Origin of the sequence: Methylobacterium sp. Leaf469 (assembly GCF_001424745.1) — a bacterium.
Lineage (GTDB): Bacteria > Pseudomonadota > Alphaproteobacteria > Rhizobiales > Beijerinckiaceae > Methylobacterium.
In genome coordinates this window covers 174820-189968 of the sequence record NZ_LMRE01000044.1, presented here as the reverse complement: position 1 = coordinate 189968, position 15149 = coordinate 174820, and the positions used below count along the sequence as shown (strand labels likewise).

Here is a 15149-nt window from a genome sequence, read left to right as displayed (position 1 = left end):
ACTCATCATCGAACTCGACGAAGGCCGCCGCCATGGATTCCCGCCGCCATATCGCGCTGAAAGAGTCGATCCGCTCGATTCCGGACTACCCGAAGCCCGGTATCGTGTTTCGCGACATCACCACGCTATTGAGCGATCCGCGTGCCTTCCGTCGGGCGGTCGATGCCCTCGTGCATCCGTTCGCGGGCGGCCGGATCGATCAGGTCGCCGGCATCGAGGCGCGCGGGTTCATCCTTGGTGGCGCAGTGGCGCACCAGCTTTCGTCGGGCTTCGTACCGATCCGCAAGAAAGGCAAGCTGCCCCACAAGACCGTGTCGATCGCCTATGCCCTCGAATACGGCACCGACGAAATGGAAATCCACGTCGATGCGATCAAGCCGGGCGACCGGGTGCTTCTGGTGGACGATCTCATCGCCACCGGCGGGACGGCCTGCGCGGCGGTGAACCTGCTTCGTCAGATCGGTGCCGAGGTCGTGGCCGCCTGCTTCGTCATCGATCTGCCCGAGATCGGTGGGGCGCAGAAACTGCGGGATCTCGACGTCCCGGTGCGGACGTTGATGGAGTTCGACGGGCACTAGGTCCGTAAGACGCGCGGTCCTGCAAGAGGGAATGCCTTCGCTGCGCGGAGGTCGTCTCCCTCGACCTCCCGCTCCGCGACCGCCCTCCCCGACACAGAGGGAGGGTCGAAGGCCTTATGCAGCCAAGCTCGCGAACAGGCCGCGCCCGTCCGTGCCGCCGACGAGATCTTCGACGAAATTCTCCGGGTGCGGCATCAGCCCGAGTACGTTGAGCTTCTCGGAATAAATGCCCGCGATGGAATTAAGCGAGCCGTTGCGATTGGCATCCACCGTCAGCGCGCCCGCCGCGTCGCAGTAGCGGAACGCCACACGGCCATCGCCTTCGAGGCGCACGATGGTGTCGGGATCCGCGAAGTAGTTGCCCTCGCCGTGCGCCACACACACGTCGATGACCTGATCCTTGGTGTAGGCCGTGGTGAAGCGGGTATCGGCGCGCTCGACGCGCAGGAGCTGCCGGTGGCAGATGAAGCGCCGGTCGACGTTGCGCATGAGGACGCCGGGCAGCAGACCCGACTCGCATAGAATCTGGAAGCCGTTGCAGATGCCCAGCACCAAGCCGCCGCGCGCCGCATGCGCGCGCACGGCATCCATGGCCGCCGCGCGGCCCGCGATGGCGCCGCAGCGCAAGTAGTCGCCGTAGGAAAAGCCGCCCGGCAGGACTGCGAGGTCAGTGCCCGCCGGCAGTTCGGTGTCGGCATGCCAGACCTTGACCACTTCGGCCCCGGCCTGAGTCAGGGCACGGGCCACATCCGCGTCACGGTTGGAGCCCGGAAAGACGATGACGGCGGCGCGCATCAGGCGATCTCGATCGCGTAGTTCTCGACCACGGTGTTGGCCAGGAGCTTCTCGCAGGCGGCCCTGAGGGTGGCCTCGGCTGCGGCGCGGTCGTCGCCCGCGAGTTCGACGTCGAAGACCTTGCCCTGGCGCACACCGTCGACGCCGGACAGGCCGAACGACGTCAGCGCCGCCTCGATCGCCTTGCCCTGCGGATCGAGCACGCCGGTCTTCAGGGTGACGATGATGCGTGCTTTCATGGGGTCGAACTCGGCTGCGCGTGGCGGGGCGCCCCCGCGATAATCGGGAAACGCCGCCCTGGCAACGCGGAGGGACCCTGCTCGTCTAGCGGCGCTGTACGGCGGGGGCGGCGCGCAGGGGTTCGATGCTGATGGCCCGACGCCAGAGCTGCAACATCACCCACGCTGCGAAGAGGCTGAAGACGGCCATCAGCACGTGACCGACGGTGTCGCCGAGTTCGAAGATGCCGGCCAGCGCCCAGCCGGCCGCGATGGCGACGGCGAAGACTTCCGTGCCCACCAGCACCATCATGCTGACGATCGTGATGAGGTTGCGCGTGTTCACTGGCGTGGCATCCCGATTGTCGTTCCGTCACCGCGCGATCCCGTTGCGCGGGCGGTCGAGGGAAGTAGCGCGATCTGGTCGGACCACGCAACTTCGCCCCTTCCCGTCGTCAGCGCGGCGCGCGTTTGGCCAGGATGCGCTGCAGGGTGCGGCGATGCATGTTGAGGCGACGCGCCGTTTCCGAGACGTTGCGGCTGCACAGCTCGTAGACCCGCTGGATGTGCTCCCAGCGCACCCGGTCGGCCGACATCGGGTTCTCCGGCGGATCGGCGCGCTCGCCCGGCTGGGCCATGAGGGTGCCGTGGATCTCGTCGGCATCCGCGGGCTTGGCGAGATAGTCGAACGCGCCGAGCTTAACCGCCGTCACCGCCGTGGCGATGTTGCCGTAGCCCGTAAGAATCACGCCGCGGGCCTCCGGGCGACGCTCCTTGAGACGGGCGATGACGTCGAGGCCGTTCCCATCTCCGAGACGCATGTCGATGACCGCGAAGGCCGGCGCCCGCGCATCCACCATCGAGACCCCCTCGGCCACGCTCTCGGCGACGTGGACCTCGTAGCCGCGCATCTCCATGGCGCGGGCGAGGCGGGTCGAGAACGGTTTGTCGTCATCGACGATGAGCAGGCTACGATCGGTGAAAGCGGCCAGCGGATCGTTATCGCCAAGTTGCATGATATCGGCGCCAGGCGCCGTCGTACCGGTCTGCGTCTGCATTCGACGCGTCTCCTGCGTTCCTGTAAGTCTTCAGGAACTTATATAGGCGCCGGAACGGTCCTGATCAGGGGTTGCCAGCTCTCCATTCTGTGCATGACGCGCAACCGCGATGCCGCGCTCGAACACGTGCCGCGCCCAGGACACGCGCACGACGGCGCCCGTCGCAGTGGGATCGGGCGCGTTCGACAAGGTGAGTTGCGCACCTGAGCGCTCGATAAGGGTTTTGGCGATGAACAAACCCAGTCCCAGGCCTGCACCCGTGGTCGCGCCGGATTTCGCCCGGTCGTTGCCCCGAGTGGTCACGTAGGGCTCGCCGGCGCGAAGCAGCACCTCGCCGGAGAAGCCGGGACCGTCGTCGCGCATCTCGAGCCAGACCTGCTCATAAGTCCAGCGCGCCTCGATGATGACGCGGGTCTTGGCGAAATCCACGGCATTGTCGACGATGTTCGCGAGCCCGAACAGGACGCCGGGGTTGCGCCGGGTCGAGGGCTCCTGCCCCTCCCCCCTGCTGGTGACGTCGAGGATGATGCCCATGGCGCGCTGGGGCGCCACCAATTCCTCGACGAGGTGGCTCAGGCTCACGGTCTGGAGGAAGCCCCCCCCATCCCCATCGAGTGATGTGAGCTTCGACAGAATGCTGCGGCAGCGGTCGACCTGATCGCGAAGGAGCGCGAGATCCTCACGTACGCCCGGCGACGCCGTCGGAGCGAGCTGACGGCTCAGCTCCTTCGTCACCACCATGATGGTGCCGAGCGGTGTGCCGAGCTCATGCGCCGCCGCCGCCGCCAGACCATCGAGCTGCGAAAGGTGCTGCTCGCGGGCGAGCACGAGCTCGGTGGCGGCAAGCGCCTGGGCCAGGAGCCGGGTCTCCTCGGAGACCTTCCAGGCGTAGACCCCGGTGAAGGCCGTACCGAGGAGAATCGCGGTCCATACCCCGGAAATGTAGAGGAACGGCAGTTCGAGGCGACCATCGGCGAACCACGGCAGCGGCCGGTGGATGAGGGCCAGCAGGGTCGCGAGGCCGATGGCGAGGAGCCCAAGGGCCAGGGTCCGCTCGGGCGGCAGGGCTGTGGCCGAGATCAGCACAGGGGCGAGGAACAGGAGCGAAAACGGGTTCTGCAGGCCACCCGTGAGGAACAGCAGGGCCGCGAGCTGAATGATGTCGAACGCCAGCAACAGTGCAGCCGAATCGTCGCTGAGGCGGTAACTCGCGGGAAACCGGATACGCAGGGCGAGATTCAGCCACGACGAGGCAGCGATGACGAGGAAGCACCAGCCGAACGGCAGCGGCAGCCCAAGGCCGAACTGGGCGCCGACCACGGCCGCGCTCTGGCCGGTGATCGCGAGCCAGCGCAGGCGGACGAAGGTATCGAGCCGGAGGTGCCGGGCGTCGCGCACGAAGCCGGTGGTGCTCATGTCCATCATGTCCATCAGAACGATAGGGCCGCGTGATCCAACGTCCATCCCATCGTGGGCAATCAAGTCTTCCACGCCTGGTTCGAAGCGGACGCTTTCGTTCGCATCGCCACGCCGGTCCGTGACAGGACTTCGCTCTCCCGCGTCGGAGGCGGCGAAGCGGCCGGAACGTCACGCACGGGACTTGTCGCCGCAGGTTGCGCCCTAAGTCGGAGACAAGCCCGAGCCGAACGGCTGGGCACGAACATGCGCCAACCTTCACGCATCGGGCAGGCGCTGCGTTCCGGAACAGGGGGAGGCCATCGTGAACCTGTCCTACTACTGGTATGAGACCGCCCGGATCATGACGACGCCGGCGCGGGTTGCCGCCGACATGGTCAAGCACAGCCTTCAGAACCCAGCCAATCCACTGTCGTACGGCCCCTATGCCCGCAGCGTCGCGGCGGCCTGCGAGATGTTCGAGCGGATGACGCGTCGCTACGCCAAACCGGGCTTCGGATTCACCGGCACCTGGATCGAGGGCCACAGCGTGCCGGTGAGCGAACGCGTGGTGTGGGAGCGGCCGTTCTGCCGGGCCATCACCTTCGACCGTGGTTTTGTTCGCGGTCCGAGCCAGCCACAGCCGAAGCTCCTCATCGTGGCGCCGATGTCCGGGCATTACGCCACCCTCCTGCGCGGCACCGTGGAGGCGATGCTGCCGGACCATCAGGTCTTCATCACCGATTGGGCCGATGCTCGCATGGTGCCGCTGAGCGCCGGGCGCTTCGACCTCGACACCTACATCGACTACCTCATCGCCCTGTTCACCATGCTCGGGCCCGACCTCCACGTCATGGCCGTGTGCCAGCCGGCGGTGCCGGTGCTGGCCGCCATCGCGGTGATGGAGGCACGCGGGCACGCCACCGTGCCGACTTCCATGACCCTCATGGGCGGCCCCATCGACACGCGGCGTTCGCCCACCGCCGTGAACTGCCTCGCCCAGGAGCGCGGCACGAAGTGGTTCGAGCGCAACTGCATCACGACCGTGCCGGCTGGGTATCCGGGGGCGTGGCGCAGCGTCTATCCGGGCTTCTTCCAGCTGTCCGGCTTCATGTCGATGAACCTCGATCGCCACGTCGACGCCCACGCGGAGATGTTCGATCACCTCGTCACCGGCGACGGCGATTCGGCCGAAAAGCACCGCGACTTCTACGACGAGTACCTCGCGGTGATGGACCTGACGGCGGACTTCTACCTGCAGACGATCAAGACCGTGTTCGTCGATCACGCCCTGCCGAAGGGCACGATGATGCACGCGGGCACGCGCGTCGACCTCGGGGCGATCCGCACCTGCGCGATCCTCGCCATCGAGGGCGAGAACGACGACATCTCGGGGGTCGGGCAGACGCAGGCGGCCCTCGATCTCACGCCGAACCTGCCGCCCGAACGAAAAGCCTATCACCTGCAGAAGGGCGTCGGGCATTATGGGGTGTTCAACGGCTCCCGTTATCGCACCGTGATCGCGCCGCGCATCGCCGAATTCATCCGCGCGATGCAGGCCCGCCCCGCCATCGCCCAGGAACCGGCGGACTGAGGCGACCTGCCCCCAGCAATTCGCCCTCCCGACGATGGCGGCGCGGCGGCGGCACCGCTAAGCTGCCCGCATGCGATTGGCGCTGCTGCGCGGGCCGGACCCGGACCATCTCGATATCGCCCACGAGGGTGAGACTTTCCGCATCGCCCTGCGGCGTCGACCGACGGCGCGTCGCTTGACGCTGCGCGTGTCGAGCGCCACCGGTGAGGTGGTGATGACCCTACCGGCGCGGACCTCGCTGGCGGTGGCGCAGAAATTCGCGATCAGCCATAGCGGCTGGATCGCCCTGCGGCTGGCCAAGCTGCCAGAGCGAATCGCCTTCGTGGATGGCGCGGTGCTTCCCCTGCGCGGCATCCCCCATCGCATCGTTCACCGGTCGTCGACGGGCGGCCTGACGCGGGTCGAGGCGACGGCGGACGATCCCGTGATCTCCGTTGCCTGCGAGGCACCGCACATCGCCCGGCGCATCGGCGATTTCCTCGAACGGGAAGCGCGCCGGGATCTGACCGCGGCCGTGAAGAGCTATGGGGGAGCCATCGGACAAGCGCCGACGCGCATCACCGTGCGCGACACCCGCAGCCGCTGGGGTTCATGCACGGCCCAGGGTGCCCTGAATTTCTCGTGGCGGCTGATCCTGGCCCCGCCGCTGGTGCTCGACTACCTCGTCGCCCACGAGATGGCGCACCTGAAGGAGATGAATCACTCGGCCCGGTTCTGGAGTCTCGTCGGCGCCATCTGCCCGCATGTCGAGGAGGCGGAACGCTGGCTCAAGCGCAATGGATCGAGCCTGCATCGCTACGGCTGAGGACGTACTTCCCGAACGCTCACCCAGCTTCGGCACGAGACGACGGAGAGGCAGGACCCTTTTCGTCAGCCCTTCACCCGCAGAACGCGGCGGCGCGAACCGGGCTCCTCGGGCCAAGTCGGACGGGCATCGACCTGACCCGGCGCGAGGGTGCGCGGCGCGACGCTGTCGCAGACTTCGCGCTGACGCAGAATCACGGGTTGGCCGAACTCGTCCCGGCGGCGGATGATGCCACCCTCGTGGCAGAAGCCGGCGAGTTCGGCGGACGAGCCGGACTGACGCCCACCCGGCGTCCGGGCGATGGGCCGATGCTCGACGACGAGACGGCCGTCGCGGTTCAGGGAGTTCTCGACATAGGTGGTCTCGTCGACCGGAAGCGACCCGGCCTCCACCTGCGCCATCCCGGCGAGGAGCATCAGTGCGGGAAGGGCGCAGAATCGCATGGCGTTCGTCCGTGTTGAAGCGTAGCCGTCAGGATTAAGGCCTGGCTGCCCCTAGCGATAGTCCACTGCGGGAACATCGATTCCGGGACAAGCCTTCGGCCAAACCCGTTAAGAATTCGCTAACCACGCGGATCAATGCGGTATGCAACGGATGGATCGGACCGGACCGCGGCTCGCGAGCGGCGGTCCGGTCACATCCGTGTCAGTTCAGCAAGCGGTTCTGCGGGCGCGTCTCGGCCGCCAGGGTATCGCCCACGGTCAACCCGAGGGGCCCGAGCCGCACCGGCACCGATTCGCCGTCGTGGATCGATCCGGACAGGAGCTGCTCGGCGAGGCGGTCCTGTACCGCCTTCTGGATCACCCGCTTCAGCGGACGCGCCCCGTAGGCCGGATCGTACCCCTTGTCCGCGAGCCAGTCGTGGGCATCGGGCTCGACGTCGATGGTGATCTTGCGCTCGTCCAGAAGCTTCTGGAGACGCCCGAGCTGGATGTCGACGATGGCGCCCATCTCCGACCGCTTGAGGCGGTGGAACAGGATGATCTCGTCGATCCGGTTCAGGAATTCCGGCCGGAAGTGATGGCGCACCACACCCATCACCTCGTCGCGCACGGCATCGGTATCATCGCCCTCGGACTGGTTGACGAGGTACTCGGAGCCAAGGTTCGAGGTCATGATGAGGAGCGTGTTGCGGAAGTCCACCGTGCGCCCCTGCCCGTCCGTCAGGCGCCCATCGTCGAGCACCTGCAGGAGGACGTTGAACACGTCCGGATGCGCCTTCTCGACCTCGTCGAACAACACGACCTGATACGGCCGGCGCCGCACGGCCTCCGTGAGGGACCCTCCCTCCTCGTAGCCGACGTAGCCCGGAGGCGCACCGATGAGGCGGGCAACGGCGTGCTTCTCCATGTATTCTGACATGTCGATCCGTACGAGCGCCGTGTCGTCGTCGAATAGGAACCCAGCGAGCGCCTTCGTCAGCTCGGTCTTGCCGACGCCCGTGGGCCCAAGGAACATGAACGAACCGATGGGCCGGTTGGGATCCTGCAGGCCGGCCCGGGCCCGGCGCACGGCGGTCGCGACCGCCTCAACCGCCTCGCGCTGGCCGACGACGCGCTTCGCCAGAGCCGATTCCATGGCGAGCAGCTTGTCGCGCTCGCCCTCCAGCATCTTGTCCACGGGCACGCCGGTCCAGCGCGAGACAACCCCGGCGATGTGGGCAGGGGTCACCGCCTCTTCGACCATGCCGTCGCGGCTGACCGCGGACTCGGCCGCCGCCTCGATCTCGGCGAGCTGCTTCTCCAGGCCCGGCACCACGCCATAGGCGAGTTCGCCGGCGCGCTGGTATTGACCCTGGCGCTGGGCGTTGGCGAGTTCCGTGCGGGCCTCGTCGAGCTTCTTCTTCAAGTCGGCCGCTGCCCCGAGCTTGTCCTTCTCCGCCTTCCAGCGCGAGGTGATGGCCGAGGATTGCTCCTCAAGATCGGCCAACTCCTTTTCCAGCCGCACGAGGCGGTCGCGGGAGGCGGTGTCGGTCTCCTTCTTCAGGGCCTCGCCCTCGATCTTCCGGCGCACGATCTCGCGGTCGATATTGTCGAGTTCCTCGGGCTTCGAATCGACCTGCATGCGCAGGCGCGAGCCCGCCTCGTCCATGAGGTCGATGGCCTTATCGGGAAGGAAACGGTCGGTGATGTAGCGGTTCGACAGGGTGGCGGCCGCGACCAACGCCGCATCCTGGATACGCACGCCGTGGTGCTGCTCGTACTTCTCCTTGATGCCGCGCAGGATCGAGACCGTATCCTCCACGGTGGGCTCGGACACGAAGACGGGCTGGAAGCGCCGCGCCAGGGCGGCGTCCTTCTCGACGTGCTTGCGGTACTCGTTGAGGGTTGTTGCGCCGACGCAGTGCAGTTCGCCCCGTGCCAGGGCGGGCTTCAGGAGGTTCGAGGCATCCATCGCCCCGTCGGCCTTTCCGGCGCCCACGAGGGTGTGCATTTCGTCGATGAACAGAATGATGCCGCCGTTCGCCGCCGTCACCTCGGACAGCACGCCCTTCAGGCGCTCTTCGAACTCGCCGCGGTATTTGGCGCCCGCGATCAGCGAGCCCATGTCGAGGGCGAGCAGGCTCTTGTCCTTCAAGCTCTCGGGCACGTCGCCGTCGACGATGCGTAGGGCGAGCCCCTCGACGATGGCGGTCTTGCCGACGCCGGGCTCGCCGATGAGCACGGGATTGTTCTTGGTGCGCCGGGACAGGACCTGGATCGTACGCCGGATCTCCTCGTCACGGCCGATCACCGGATCGAGCTTGCCTTCGCGGGCGGCTTCCGTGAGGTCGCGGGCGTATTTCTTCAGGGCGTCGTAGGCGTTCTCCGCCGTGGCGTTGTCGGCAGTGCGGCCCTTGCGCAGGGCGTTGATGGCCCCATTCAGCGACGCCGGCGTCACGCCCGCGGCGGCGAGCGCCTTGCCGGACTCGGTGTCCTTCTCGACGGCGAGCGCCAGGAGCAGGCGCTCCACGGTGACGTAGGAATCGCCGGCCTTCTCGGCCGCCTTCTCGGCGGTGTCGAACAGGCGCACGAGTTCGCGCGTCGCCTGGGGCTGGGACGAATTGCCGGACACCTTGGGCTGCCTAGCGAGCCATGTCTCGACCTGCGCGAGGGCGACCCGGGACTGCCCGCCCGCACGGTCGATGAGGCCGGCACACAGGCCCTCGGGGTCGTCGAGAAGCACCTTCAGGAGGTGACCCGGCTGCAATTGCGGATGACCCTCGCGCATGGCCAGGGTCTGCGCCGACTGGACGAAGCCGCGGGCGCGTTCGGTGTAGATCTCGAAATTCATGCTCTTTCCACCTCCCCGTGTCGGTCCGGTCCCGCCCGCATGAGGCGGCGCGGCCGTTCCGAGACGTCGTTCCCCGGCTCCGGTCCCATACCTTCACTGCGAGAACCCCGGCGCCATCCAGCCGCCGGTGACACGGATGTGGTGTTGTAAATACGCACCACAAGGGGGTCCGGATCGAAGTGGGGGCGGGATCTTCCGGACCCTTGCAAGCGGCTTCGTCACCGGTCCATGCTCTTCCGATGACGAACGAACTGCACCTCGACGCTCTCCATCGCTACCCCGTGAAGGGCCTCTCGCCCGAACGGCTCGACAGCGTCGATCTGGAGGCGGGCGACTACTTTCCCGGCGATCGCTTGTTCGCCGTCGAGAACGGCCCGTCCGGCTTCGATCCGGCGGCACCCGTGCATCAGCCCAAGATCAAATTCCTGATGCTCATGCGCCACGAAGCCCTGGCCCGCCTCGACGCACGCTACGAGGCGCATACGAACGTCCTGACGATCCACGGTGATGGCGGCGTCGCGGCGCAGGGTGATCTCGGCACGGCGGAAGGACGCGGCGCCATCGAAAGCTTCCTGGCCGGGTACCTGCCCGACGCCCTACGCGGCCCGCCCAAGGTGCTGGGCGCGCCCGACGGCTTCCGCTTCACCGATTCGCCCCGTGGCTTCGTTTCGCTCCTCAATCTCGCCAGCGTCGCGGCGGTCGAGACCCTGACGGGTGCTGCCGTCGATCCCCTGCGGTTCCGAGCGAATCTCCACGTCTCGGGTCTGGCGCCTTGGGCCGAACTCGACCTCGTCGGGCGCACGCTCGTCACGCACGGCGGGGTCGCGCTGCGCGTTCTCAAACGCACGGAGCGTTGCGCGGCGACCAACGTCGATCCGGTCACGGGCATTCGCGACCTCACGATCCCCCGCGCCCTGTCGCAGCACCTTGGCCACACGGATTGCGGAGTCTACGCAGAGGTGGTGGCCGGCGGCACCTTGCGGACCGGCGATCGCCTCACGCTCGAGCCGGCGAACGTCTGAGTAGGCCGACCGTCCGACGCCAGCCGAAACCGTGCGTCGACGGAGCAGCCGTGCTGCGAGTGATGCGACGAAGTGGGGATCGACCGGGTTCGCGATCGGCCCCTTCGGCGTCAGATGGCGTCGCGGGGGACCAGGACAACGGCTGCCGCGTAGCCGGCGCGCCTCAGATGGCGCAGATCGGCGTGGCGGCGCTCGCAGGTGATCTTGAGGTAGCGATCGTCGCCTCCGGGCAACCCGGCCGACGCCGCCATGGCCTGTCCGTGGATCAGGCATTCCATCGGTGTTCTCGCGGGCGCGATGATCACGTCGAGGGCTGTTTGGCGGGAGCAGTTCTGAACCAGCATGGTTTGCATGCATACGAGGGCGACGGACAGCAATTCGGACATGACGGACCTCTTGTTCGAGATGGCGAAGAAGGTCCGCGGAGTGGCTCTGGCGTTCGAGCGGCCGCGTGATTGTTGTCTGGGGCGTTCCTCGAAGATCTGGTTTCGGGTTATTGGTCTTGGTGTCCATCCTCCCCACGCACACCGTATGCCAGGGGCGGATTCTCGAGACGCATCGCGCCCGTGTGTGACGCTTGGGCCACCCTCAGTCCCGGCCCTGAAGCCAGAGAGGCTCAGGCTCGGCGCGCGGCAGCAGCGCCGCCACGGCGTCGAGATCAACGATGTAATGCTCGGTGAGACGGCGCCAGACCTCGGCCGTCGAGGCGGCCTCGGTGCCGATCCGGTGCAGCGCGCTGGCAAGCAGGCCCGGATTCGTCAGAGTCTGGCGGGGGGTGAAAGAATCGGAGTTGGACAACGGCTTAGTCCCTGATCGACGGGACGCAGGATCACGATTCAAGGTTAAGCGGACGTTAAAGGCCCGGTGCCTCCGGCGGAAATCAGTTCCCTCCAATCATCACGCTTCCGGGAGTGTCCGATGGATTGTGTTTCGGCATGCGGTCGCACCCGCAGATGAAGATCGGCCCGTCGTCGCATCGGAGCGCGGAACTCCAGGGGGACGGTGAGCGTCTCACAAGCCGGTCCCGCGACGCCTTCCCGGACGCGGCCGATGACGTTTCCCCCGAAGGACACCATGGACACGACGCCGCTTCCCGCCCCGGCCTTCAAGGCTCCCGCCATCCTGCTCTCCGGTCCCGTGGACCAGTCGATGTACAAGGATTTCCGCCAGCAGTTCGATGCGGCGTCGGATCAGGATTTCGTCGTGGTCGAACTCTCGACCCTCGGCGGTGATCCGGAAGTGGCTCGGATGATGGGCGAGGACATCCGCTTCGCCAGCGAGGTCGATCCGCACCGGCGGATCGTCTTTCTCGGAAAAGCAGCGATCTACTCGGCCGGCACCACCTTCATGAGCTTCTTCGCCCGCTCCAACCGCTACCTGACGCGCGGCACCCGCCTGATGATCCACGAGCGCAAGATCTCGAAGAAGCTGCACATCGACGGTCCGCTCACCACCTGCATCGCCACGGTGACGGCGGCCCTGCACGAACTCGAATGCTCCATCGAGATCCAGAACGAAGGGTTCGCCAACCTCGTCGCGGGATCGACGGTGAGTCTCGACGAAGTGCTGACCCGCGCCCCCTCGAACTGGTACATCGAGGCCGAAGAGGCCCGCGGCCTCGGCCTGATCGAGGCCGTCATCTGACGGACAGACCGGCGGTTGCGCCCGCTGCCGCGTGGCTGGGCGCAAAAATTGCCCGCTGCCTGCTTCGCAGGGTCACATGCCTGCGGTAGAAGCCCGGCGCCGTGCACGACCGCCCGGCACGCATCGAGGAACGAGCCCCACGATGAAAGACCCGTTGCCGAACGTGCACGTGCGTGCCGAAGTCCTGGTTCAGGCCCTGCCGCATATGCAGCGCTACGACCAGGAGATCGTGGTCATCAAGTATGGCGGCCACGCCATGGGCGACCGTGCCGCGGCGGAGGATTTCGCCGAGGACATCGTGCTCTTGGAGCAGTCCGGCCTCAAGCCCATCGTGGTCCACGGCGGCGGCCCGCAGATAGGCCGGATGCTCGGGCGGCTCGGCATCGAGTCCGAGTTCAAGGGCGGCTTGCGGGTCACCGACGAGGCCACCGTCGAGGTGGTCGAGATGGTCCTGGCCGGCTCCATCAACAAACAGATCGTCGGCTGGATCTCAGCCGAGGGCGGACGGGCCATCGGCCTGTGCGGCAAGGATGGCAATATGGTGCGGGCCAAGAAGGCCACACGCACCATCATCGATCCCGAGAGCCAGACCGAGCAAGAGGTCGATCTCGGCCTCGTCGGCGAACCGGATCACGTCGAGCGCGGCGTCCTCGACGCGGTGCTCAAGGCCGAACTCATCCCGGTCCTCGCCCCTGTGGCCTTCGGCGCCGACGGACAGACCTACAACGTCAACGCCGACACCTTCGCGGGCGCCATCGCGGGGGCGCTGCGGGCCAAGCGCCTGCTGCTGCTCACCGACGTACCGGGCGTCCTCGACAAGGACAAGAAGCTGATCCCCGAACTCACTCTGGAGGATTGCCGCCGGCTCATCGCCGACGGCACCATCACGGGCGGCATGATCCCGAAGGTCGAGACCTGTATCTACGCCCTTGAGCAGGGCGTCGAGGCGGTCGTCATCCTCGATGGCAAGGTCAGCCACGCCGTGCTCTTGGAACTGTTCACCGATTACGGTGCCGGGACCCTGATCCGCCGGAGCTGACACAGTGACCCGGGTCGCCCGGCAGGGCGAACCGGGACGAGGGCGGTCACGCGGGCAGCGATTGCGGGATCGGTCGAAACGCCACCAGAGTCATGTCGTCCCGGCGCGCTTCGCTGCCACGGTAATCGGCAAGGGCCTGCTGCAGCGCCGCAACCTGATCGCCGAGGCCGTCATGCGATTGCGCCATGAGGATGTCGGCGACCCCACGATGACCGAGCAGTCGACGCCGCTCTCCGCCCATCTGGTCGGTGATCCCGTCGGTCATGAGGTAGAACGTCGTCTCCACCGAGGTCTGGACGACGATCTCGTCCACCGCAAAGATTTCCCCTGCCCGCCGAGGATAGCCGAGGCCGTTCTTCGCGCCGCGGATGCGCGTGACGGTCCCATCCGTGACACTCGTGAGGGAGAGGCCGGCCCCGGCGAAGCGCAGGGTCGCGGTTTGCCGATCCCAGATGCAAATCCCGCAATCGAGGCCGTCATCGGAAACCGCGCCCCGACCGTCCTGGCGCAATTGCACCCGGACCATGGAGTCGAGGGCACGCAGCACCTCGACGGGGTCGCGCAGGCGCCGCTCGTGCAGGATGCGGTCGAGGGCCGTGGCGACGATGAGGGTGAGGAAGGCCCCCGGGACGCCGTGACCGGTACAATCCGCCACCACGATGATGCCGAGCCCGTCGATGTTCTCGAGCCAAAAGTAGTCGCCGCCGACGACGTGAAGCGGCTCCCACAGGACCCCGACCTCGAGGCCGGTGCCCACGAGCGCCGCGCGGTCGGGCAAAACCGAACTCTGGATGCGTCGTGCGTAGCCGATACTCTCCATGACGAGGCCGTTGGCCTCGGCGAGCTTGGCATGCGCCGTCTCGAGTTCCTGTAGCAGCCGCTTCGCTTCGTCGCCCGTTCGCAGACCCTCGACCATGCGGTTGAACGCCTGAGAGATCACGTCGATTTCGTTGCTGGCCCTGAAACGGGCACCGGATTCGACGGTGACCCAGTTCTTGTGCTCGACCTCGCGCATGGCGAGGAGCAGGCGCTTGAGGGGTGCCAGAACGTGCGCCCGTACATTGGCGTGGAGGGTCAACACGAAGGCGAGCATCAGGATGAGACTGGTCACGAGGGCCAGAATCGCCTGCTTTTCGGCGTTGCCGCGCAACGCCTCGGCCGAGATGGCCAGGGTGAGGTGTCCAACGGGTTTGGTCTCGGATGGGAGGGAGAGATCAGCCTGCGCGACGACCATGTCCCAGGACCGACCACGCGGCATGTCACCCAGCGACATGACCACGGCCCCCGCGGCATTGCGCAGAACCACCGCCCGGAACGCCGGATCCAGGGTGAGGGCCTGGACCTGATGCCGGTAGATCTCGGGCCGGGTAATCCAATCTGGCCGAGCGACGGCACTTGCGGTCAGGGCGGCGAGCAGCTTTGCCCGCTCGGTGTAGAGCCGGATCTGGTCGCTGTAGTTCACCCAGGCGATGCCGATCTGCGTCACCAGGACGACGACGGCGATGACCGGGTAGATCCGCATGAACAGGGTATGGGCGAGACTATCGAGGTCGCGCCCTCGGGCAGACCCGCGCAGGGATCCGGGCCTCATGGTCGGGCCGGCGGCGCTTTCGGCCAGCGGCATATCGGTGAACCCGGCGGCTTCGAGGAAGTCGCTGCTACGGCGTGGGCCGGCACCCCGCAGGGAACCGCCGCGCCGAACCGGCGCAGCTTCGGCGCTCGGCATGC

16 protein-coding genes are annotated in these 15149 nt (G+C 67.1%); 6 read left to right on the top strand and 10 right to left on the bottom strand.

The genetic code is table 11. The features are described from left to right. The first annotated feature begins 32 nt into the window (after positions 1–32). On the top strand, positions 33–578 hold the full coding sequence (locus ASG60_RS19975) for an adenine phosphoribosyltransferase (protein ID WP_056176113.1): 546 nt from the start codon (positions 33–35) through the stop codon (positions 576–578). Between the two features lie 114 nt (positions 579–692). Here ASG60_RS19975 and purQ read toward each other — a convergent pair whose 3' ends face one another. The 5 genes from purQ to ASG60_RS19950 all read right to left on the bottom strand — a co-directional run bounded on the left by purQ (position 693) and on the right by ASG60_RS19950 (position 4074). After that, the gene (gene purQ, locus ASG60_RS19970; protein WP_056387370.1) at positions 693–1373 is read right to left on the bottom strand and encodes a phosphoribosylformylglycinamidine synthase subunit PurQ; all 681 of its coding nucleotides are present in this window, start codon (positions 1371–1373) and stop codon (positions 693–695) included. Continuing rightward, on the bottom strand, positions 1373–1612 hold the full coding sequence (gene purS / locus ASG60_RS19965; RefSeq protein WP_056387366.1) for a phosphoribosylformylglycinamidine synthase subunit PurS: 240 nt from the start codon (positions 1610–1612) through the stop codon (positions 1373–1375). The genes purQ and purS overlap by 1 nt, the downstream gene beginning before the upstream one ends. Positions 1613–1697: 85 nt before the next feature. After that, positions 1698–1937, bottom strand: a complete 240-nt coding sequence (locus tag ASG60_RS19960) for a hypothetical protein (RefSeq protein WP_056176103.1) — start codon at positions 1935–1937, stop codon at positions 1698–1700. A gap of 109 nt (positions 1938–2046) precedes the next feature. Beyond that, positions 2047–2649 carry an ActR/PrrA/RegA family redox response regulator transcription factor gene (locus tag ASG60_RS19955; RefSeq protein WP_056176100.1) on the bottom strand — a complete coding sequence of 201 codons (603 nt, stop codon included), beginning with the start codon at positions 2647–2649 and terminating at the stop codon, positions 2047–2049. Positions 2650–2679: 30 nt separating this feature from the next. Further along, a complete protein-coding gene (locus tag ASG60_RS19950; RefSeq protein ID WP_056362775.1) occupies positions 2680–4074 on the bottom strand; it encodes an ActS/PrrB/RegB family redox-sensitive histidine kinase in 1395 nt (464 codons plus the stop codon). Positions 4075–4369: 295 nt separating this feature from the next. Here ASG60_RS19950 and phaZ point away from each other — a divergent pair, with 295 nt between their 5' ends. Both phaZ and ASG60_RS19940 read left to right on the top strand, forming a co-directional pair. After that, positions 4370–5638, top strand: a complete 1269-nt coding sequence (gene phaZ, locus ASG60_RS19945) for a polyhydroxyalkanoate depolymerase (protein WP_056176097.1) — start codon at positions 4370–4372, stop codon at positions 5636–5638. Positions 5639–5708: 70 nt separating this feature from the next. After that, positions 5709–6443 (top strand): SprT family zinc-dependent metalloprotease, encoded by a 735-nt coding sequence (locus ASG60_RS19940; protein WP_056176093.1) that lies wholly within the window; start codon positions 5709–5711, stop codon positions 6441–6443. Between the two features lie 65 nt (positions 6444–6508). On the opposite strand, the gene ASG60_RS19935 is transcribed toward ASG60_RS19940, so the two are convergent. Together ASG60_RS19935 and clpB are read right to left on the bottom strand one after the other, a co-directional pair. Then, entirely contained in the window at positions 6509–6886 is a 378-nt protein-coding gene (locus ASG60_RS19935; protein ID WP_056176091.1) for a hypothetical protein, read from the bottom strand. A gap of 202 nt (positions 6887–7088) precedes the next feature. After that, the gene (gene clpB / locus ASG60_RS19930; RefSeq protein ID WP_056387363.1) at positions 7089–9716 is read right to left on the bottom strand and encodes an ATP-dependent chaperone ClpB; all 2628 of its coding nucleotides are present in this window, start codon (positions 9714–9716) and stop codon (positions 7089–7091) included. Between the two features lie 239 nt (positions 9717–9955). On the opposite strand from clpB, the gene ASG60_RS19925 reads away from it, so the two are divergent. Further along, the gene (locus ASG60_RS19925) at positions 9956–10738 is read left to right on the top strand and encodes an MOSC domain-containing protein (protein ID WP_056176085.1); all 783 of its coding nucleotides are present in this window, start codon (positions 9956–9958) and stop codon (positions 10736–10738) included. A gap of 110 nt (positions 10739–10848) precedes the next feature. Here ASG60_RS19925 and ASG60_RS19920 read toward each other — a convergent pair whose 3' ends face one another. Both ASG60_RS19920 and ASG60_RS19915 read right to left on the bottom strand, forming a co-directional pair. Then, positions 10849–11124, bottom strand: coding sequence for a hypothetical protein (locus ASG60_RS19920; RefSeq protein WP_056176082.1), 276 nt, complete (start codon positions 11122–11124; stop codon positions 10849–10851). 202 nt (positions 11125–11326) lie between these two features. Next, positions 11327–11536: a hypothetical protein gene (locus ASG60_RS19915; RefSeq protein WP_056176079.1), complete on the bottom strand. Its 210-nt coding sequence runs from the start codon at positions 11534–11536 to the stop codon at positions 11327–11329. Positions 11537–11812: 276 nt separating this feature from the next. Here ASG60_RS19915 and ASG60_RS19910 point away from each other — a divergent pair, with 276 nt between their 5' ends. Together ASG60_RS19910 and argB are read left to right on the top strand one after the other, a co-directional pair. Continuing rightward, positions 11813–12382, top strand: a complete 570-nt coding sequence (locus ASG60_RS19910; RefSeq protein ID WP_056267864.1) for a hypothetical protein — start codon at positions 11813–11815, stop codon at positions 12380–12382. A gap of 142 nt (positions 12383–12524) precedes the next feature. After that, on the top strand, positions 12525–13421 hold the full coding sequence (gene argB, locus ASG60_RS19905; protein ID WP_056176076.1) for an acetylglutamate kinase: 897 nt from the start codon (positions 12525–12527) through the stop codon (positions 13419–13421). Between the two features lie 46 nt (positions 13422–13467). Here the strand turns inward: argB and ASG60_RS19900 are convergent, their stop codons facing one another. Continuing rightward, entirely contained in the window at positions 13468–15147 is a 1680-nt protein-coding gene (locus ASG60_RS19900) for a SpoIIE family protein phosphatase (protein ID WP_082531852.1), read from the bottom strand. Positions 15148–15149 lie beyond the last annotated feature (2 nt).

Excerpts from the sequence above, each read along its gene's own strand:
- ASG60_RS19900 (WP_082531852.1), bottom strand. The coding sequence starts at position 15,147 with ATGCCGAGCGCCGAAGCTGCGCCGGTTCGGCGCGGCGGTTCCCTGCGG.
- ASG60_RS19975 (WP_056176113.1), top strand. The coding sequence starts at position 33 with ATGGATTCCCGCCGCCATATCGCGCTGAAAGAGTCGATCCGCTCGATT.
- purS (WP_056387366.1), bottom strand. The coding sequence starts at position 1,612 with ATGAAAGCACGCATCATCGTCACCCTGAAGACCGGCGTGCTCGATCCG.
- clpB (WP_056387363.1), bottom strand. The coding sequence starts at position 9,716 with ATGAATTTCGAGATCTACACCGAACGCGCCCGCGGCTTCGTCCAGTCG.
- ASG60_RS19935 (WP_056176091.1), bottom strand. The coding sequence starts at position 6,886 with ATGCGATTCTGCGCCCTTCCCGCACTGATGCTCCTCGCCGGGATGGCG.
- ASG60_RS19925 (WP_056176085.1), top strand. The coding sequence starts at position 9,956 with ATGACGAACGAACTGCACCTCGACGCTCTCCATCGCTACCCCGTGAAG.
- ASG60_RS19920 (WP_056176082.1), bottom strand. The coding sequence starts at position 11,124 with ATGTCCGAATTGCTGTCCGTCGCCCTCGTATGCATGCAAACCATGCTG.
- purQ (WP_056387370.1), bottom strand. The coding sequence starts at position 1,373 with ATGCGCGCCGCCGTCATCGTCTTTCCGGGCTCCAACCGTGACGCGGAT.
- ASG60_RS19910 (WP_056267864.1), top strand. The coding sequence starts at position 11,813 with ATGGACACGACGCCGCTTCCCGCCCCGGCCTTCAAGGCTCCCGCCATC.
- ASG60_RS19950 (WP_056362775.1), bottom strand. The coding sequence starts at position 4,074 with ATGATGGACATGAGCACCACCGGCTTCGTGCGCGACGCCCGGCACCTC.
- ASG60_RS19940 (WP_056176093.1), top strand. The coding sequence starts at position 5,709 with ATGCGATTGGCGCTGCTGCGCGGGCCGGACCCGGACCATCTCGATATC.
- argB (WP_056176076.1), top strand. The coding sequence starts at position 12,525 with ATGAAAGACCCGTTGCCGAACGTGCACGTGCGTGCCGAAGTCCTGGTT.
- ASG60_RS19955 (WP_056176100.1), bottom strand. The coding sequence starts at position 2,649 with ATGCAGACGCAGACCGGTACGACGGCGCCTGGCGCCGATATCATGCAA.